Genomic DNA, 4,111 nt, shown 5'->3' with positions numbered 1-4,111 from the left:
GTATTTTTTAGCTTACCAATCATTATGACAGTAGCACTCATCACTTTTACGTACATGAATTATGAGGCCATTCCAGATGTTTTTGCGACGCATTGGAATGCAGCAGGCAAGGTAGACGGCTGGACGGAAAAATCATGGATCTCTGTCATCAGTATGCCGCTTCTATTATTAGCGATACAAATCAGCTTTTTCATTCTGGGGCGGGGCAAGAAAAATGCCAAAATACAATTGAGTGCACAAGCTAAAGAAGCATCCATTCATCGTGAGCTAGCTCATCGTAAATATGGAAGCTGGTATTTAGCTGCGATAAATTTTAGTATGACAATTCTTTTTGTTGTTTTACACTATACAACTGTGATTTTACATGACCAAACAGCCCCATACTTTTTCCCACTTTTTCTTGTTTTTAATGTCGTTACGTTAGGGGGCTTGCTATTACTAATTTGGAAGTTCAGTACAAGTAATGAGCGATTTGATGAAATACATACAAATGAAACAGCTGTAGCAGATGATCAATACTGGAAATGGGGCATATTTTATTGCAACAAAAATGATCCATCCCTATTAGTGCAAAAAAATACGGAATTGGCTGGACCGTTAATTTTGCCAACAAGTGGAGCTACTTCTTAATTGGTATAACATTATTGCCAATTTTATTGGTGATTTTTATATAGAGAGGAAGATTAGATGAAAAAATGGTTATTGTTATGCTGTACGCTGTTACTCTTAGGGGCTTGTGGGCAAAAAGAGGCGACAGCTGAAAATCAAGAAACAAAAGGGGAACGTGCCATGAGTGAACAGTTTATTGGAAAATGGGAAGGAAATATTGAAACACCTAATGGACCACTACCGATTATCGTTGATTTACAAAAGGAAGCTGGCACATTATCTGTCCCAGCGCAAGGCTTATCGAACTTTCCATTTAAAAGCGTGAGCTATACAGGCGATAAAGTAACAGTGTCCATTCATTTAAACGGCTCTGTGATTGCTATAAATGGAACATTAAAAAATGAGCAAATAGAGGCTACATTCCAACAAAACGGTGCCAAATTCCCATTAATCTTAAAAGCTTATAAAGAGCAACCCGTTACGTACGAAACAATAAAGATTCCTGTTGAAGATGGTAACTTAACCGTAGCATTGCAAAAGGCTAGCGCATCTCCAACGCCAGTGGCACTTATTATTGCTGGTTCTGGACCAACAGATAAGGATGGAAATTCAGCTTTAGCTGGTAAAAATAATAGCTTGAAAATGCTTGCTGAAGGGTTAGCGCAAGAGGGCATTGCGACAGTGCGCTATGATAAGCGTGGACTTGGTGATAATCAAGCACTTTTAACAAAGGAAGAGGATAGCACGTTCGATCAATACTTAGATGATGCAGTACAAATTATCCAAGCATTACAAGCTGATGAAGCTTACTCAAGTATTCACGTTATTGGACATAGCGAAGGTTCGCTCATTGGTTTGCTAGCAGCCCAAAAAACAGATGTAGAGTCCTTTGTCTCGATTGCGGGAGCGGGAAGACCATTGGATGAGGTGCTATTAGAGCAAATAAAAGGTCAGTTACCGCCAAAGCTATTCAACGAATCGACAGACATTTTGAAATCGTTAAAACAAGGTGAGCAAGTGAAAAATGTTTCGCCAGAGCTTCAAGCACTCTTCCGACCATCTGTACAGCCTTTCCTTATTTCCTTGTTAAAGTATCATCCTGCCGATGAGCTTGCCAAAGTGAAAAGTCGTGTATTATTAGTCCAAGGAACAACCGATTTACAAGTGAAAGAAGCCGATGCGGAGGCATTAAAGAATCGCAAACCAGAGGCACAGCTGCTTTATATGGAGGGCATGAATCATGTGCTTAAAAAGGCACCAGTCGATCGTGCCAAAAACTTAGCAACCTATGCAGACCCTTCATTGCCGTTACATGAAGAATTACTACCAGCGATAGAGCAATTTATACAAACGAAAAAGTAGGTTGATTGACTATGGGAGTTCTTGTCTATTTAATAATCATGTTGCCATTTCTCATCTTTGCCATCGTTTTATCACAAGGTAAAGGAGCATTTTTAATTGCCGGCTTTAATACGTTGCCACAAGAAGATAAAAAACAATATGACGAAAAAGCACTAGCAAAATTTATGGGGAAAATGATGTATGGTTATTGTTTTTGCGTTCTCTTGTGGATTCTGGATGAAGTATTCCATACACAGTGGTTATTTAGTATAGGATTTATTCTTTTCATAGCCCTAACGATTTTCTTAATGATTTTTGTGAATACCGGCAATCGTTTCAAAAGATAAATCGTGCAATGACAAGACTATAATGTACATTTTCCGGTGCTCTTCAGACTGTAGACCAACTCAATGAATTTCGAGTTAGTCTACAATCTTATTTCTTTCGTGATGAATCACCTTGAAAGTTTACTTTTTATTAACATACGAATATGGAGTTCTTTAAGTAGAAGGAGATTGGAACGCAGGACGGCGACTCCAGAGGTAAAGCGGGAAAGTCGAGATCCAGGACTGAGAGCAAAGAGGGAAGCAACTCGACCCCGATCGTGGAAAGCGTCCGCCAATAATAGAAATCAACAGCATTATTTTGATCTTGTTGTGTTTTTTAAAATGATGTTCTTTCACTTAATGATCATCATCGTCTCTTTTATAAGTGGTAGTCATCACTGTAATCTCCATCTCCTTCATGAAAAAAAGTGAGTAGCGTTTTCATCCATGAAAATTTGTATAAATTCATCCAGGTAGCTCATAATAACAAAGATTCACTTATGAAATCTATAATGATGAGGAGGATGAAAAATGAGTAGGTTCGAAAATTTAGATCCAAAATCTCAAAAAATCCACCGCAACTGGTCAAGGATTAAGCATTCCAAATCGCAAGTAAATGGTGAAACGGAGATTACCCTCCATAACCGCCTGTTGCGAAGTGAAGCAAAGGCCCGTCAGTTTTAATCATGCTAGAAAAGTAAGTGTCATCAAGCCCAGAAAAAATTCTGGGTTTTTTTTATGGATAAAAATAGAAAGTGGCATGTATTATTATATAAAAAGGAGGATTAAGCTTTGAATATTTCTATTCCTACATATTTACAGTCATTTGCAGAAAACATCCAACAAGAAGATGTTGAAACCCAGTTTCAGCTTCATTCTAGTACAGGCAATCGACAGTTTGAAATTTGGTTTTACGGTGATTTATTAACGATTGAAGACGAACCATTGCCTTTCATCACTGGCGAACATGCTAGAATCGTCGCTAAAGATTCTGAAACAACGGAGGAGATATTACTGTTTGATGCGACCCTACATGGCTATAATGCGCTATTCTTCGATGAATATACAGAAGATCAACGTGTTAATCGTCCGTTAAAGAAATATAATATGCCGGCCACTGAAATAGTCGTCTCATTTTTCTATAATATTGACTATGATGAAGAGGTTGATGACTATCGTTCAGATGACCATGGAAATGTGCTCCTCATCAGTGGACAAACAGCAGACTGGGAAACAATCAAATGCAATGGTTATGATGCTTTTGCTTTTTATGTCAAGAAAGAGGTTGGCACACTACTAGCATTTGCGCAAGAAGAATTAGCCTAATAGGAAAGGAACGAAGAATGAATGAAACGAATACAATTCACACAAGAAGTAGCTAATGAAATCATCCATTATAATTCAGTGGATGCTTTTTATCGAAAGATCATGAAAACAGAAGAACCTACCAGTATTGGATTGATATTTATTGAACCAGGTGGTGTCGTAGGTATGCATGAAGCCCCCATTCCACAGCTATTTATTGTTGTTCAGGGTGAAGGTTGGGTTTGCGGTGAAGATGGAGAAAAGATGGTTATAAAAACAGGAGAGGGTGTACTTTGGCAACAAGGACAAGCGCACGAATCAGGCAGTATGACAGGATTAACAGCACTTGTAATCCAGGCAGAGCATCTACATCTTACATAAAGATTGAATTTGTTCGTATAAAAAGCTTAAGAGAGAGCAATAGATGGTGCAAGTCTATTATAGGCTTGGTGTATTAAGTAAATGCACTGTGCTTTATAAAGGCCAATTTTCTAATCGTAGAAAATTGATCATCGTTTTTTATTTAAAGC

The 4,111-nt window shown here is 38.1% G+C and carries 6 protein-coding genes and 1 pseudogene; all 7 read left to right on the top strand.

Going from position 1 to position 4,111, the window contains the following annotated elements; translation table 11 throughout:
* Nucleotides 1-24: 24 nt before the first annotated feature.
* Nucleotides 25-108: pseudogene (locus tag RT445_RS23710) on the top strand (hypothetical protein); the annotation flags it as partial.
* 449 nt (nucleotides 109-557) lie between these two features.
* The gene (locus RT445_RS23705) at nucleotides 558-674 is read left to right on the top strand and encodes a DUF5808 domain-containing protein (protein ID WP_396631811.1); all 117 of its coding nucleotides are present in this window, start codon (nucleotides 558-560) and stop codon (nucleotides 672-674) included.
* A 13-nt stretch (nucleotides 675-687) separates the two neighbouring features.
* The gene (locus tag RT445_RS17810) at nucleotides 688-1,971 is read left to right on the top strand and encodes an alpha/beta hydrolase (protein WP_274793526.1); all 1,284 of its coding nucleotides are present in this window, start codon (nucleotides 688-690) and stop codon (nucleotides 1,969-1,971) included.
* An 11-nt stretch (nucleotides 1,972-1,982) separates the two neighbouring features.
* Nucleotides 1,983-2,297, top strand: coding sequence for a DUF3784 domain-containing protein (locus RT445_RS17805; RefSeq protein WP_274793525.1), 315 nt, complete (start codon nucleotides 1,983-1,985; stop codon nucleotides 2,295-2,297).
* 510 nt (nucleotides 2,298-2,807) lie between these two features.
* Nucleotides 2,808-2,960: a YpzG family protein gene (locus RT445_RS17800; RefSeq protein WP_274793524.1), complete on the top strand. Its 153-nt coding sequence runs from the start codon at nucleotides 2,808-2,810 to the stop codon at nucleotides 2,958-2,960.
* A 108-nt stretch (nucleotides 2,961-3,068) separates the two neighbouring features.
* Nucleotides 3,069-3,602 (top strand): hypothetical protein, encoded by a 534-nt coding sequence (locus tag RT445_RS17795; RefSeq protein ID WP_313471123.1) that lies wholly within the window; start codon nucleotides 3,069-3,071, stop codon nucleotides 3,600-3,602.
* 21 nt (nucleotides 3,603-3,623) lie between these two features.
* A complete protein-coding gene (locus RT445_RS17790; RefSeq protein WP_313471122.1) occupies nucleotides 3,624-3,962 on the top strand; it encodes a cupin domain-containing protein in 339 nt (112 codons plus the stop codon).
* Nucleotides 3,963-4,111: the final 149 nt, after the last annotated feature.

Source organism: Lysinibacillus sp. (genome assembly GCF_032093475.1).
In the GTDB taxonomy this organism is placed as follows: Bacteria; Bacillota; Bacilli; order Bacillales_A; family Planococcaceae; genus Lysinibacillus; species Lysinibacillus irui.
Note: the sequence above shows the minus strand (reverse complement) of the source record. Positions and strands in the feature narration are given on the sequence as shown.

Excerpts from the sequence above, each read along its gene's own strand:
- RT445_RS17810 (WP_274793526.1), top strand. The coding sequence starts at position 688 with ATGAAAAAATGGTTATTGTTATGCTGTACGCTGTTACTCTTAGGGGCT.
- RT445_RS17800 (WP_274793524.1), top strand. The coding sequence starts at position 2,808 with ATGAGTAGGTTCGAAAATTTAGATCCAAAATCTCAAAAAATCCACCGC.
- RT445_RS17805 (WP_274793525.1), top strand. The coding sequence starts at position 1,983 with ATGGGAGTTCTTGTCTATTTAATAATCATGTTGCCATTTCTCATCTTT.
- RT445_RS17790 (WP_313471122.1), top strand. The coding sequence starts at position 3,624 with ATGAAACGAATACAATTCACACAAGAAGTAGCTAATGAAATCATCCAT.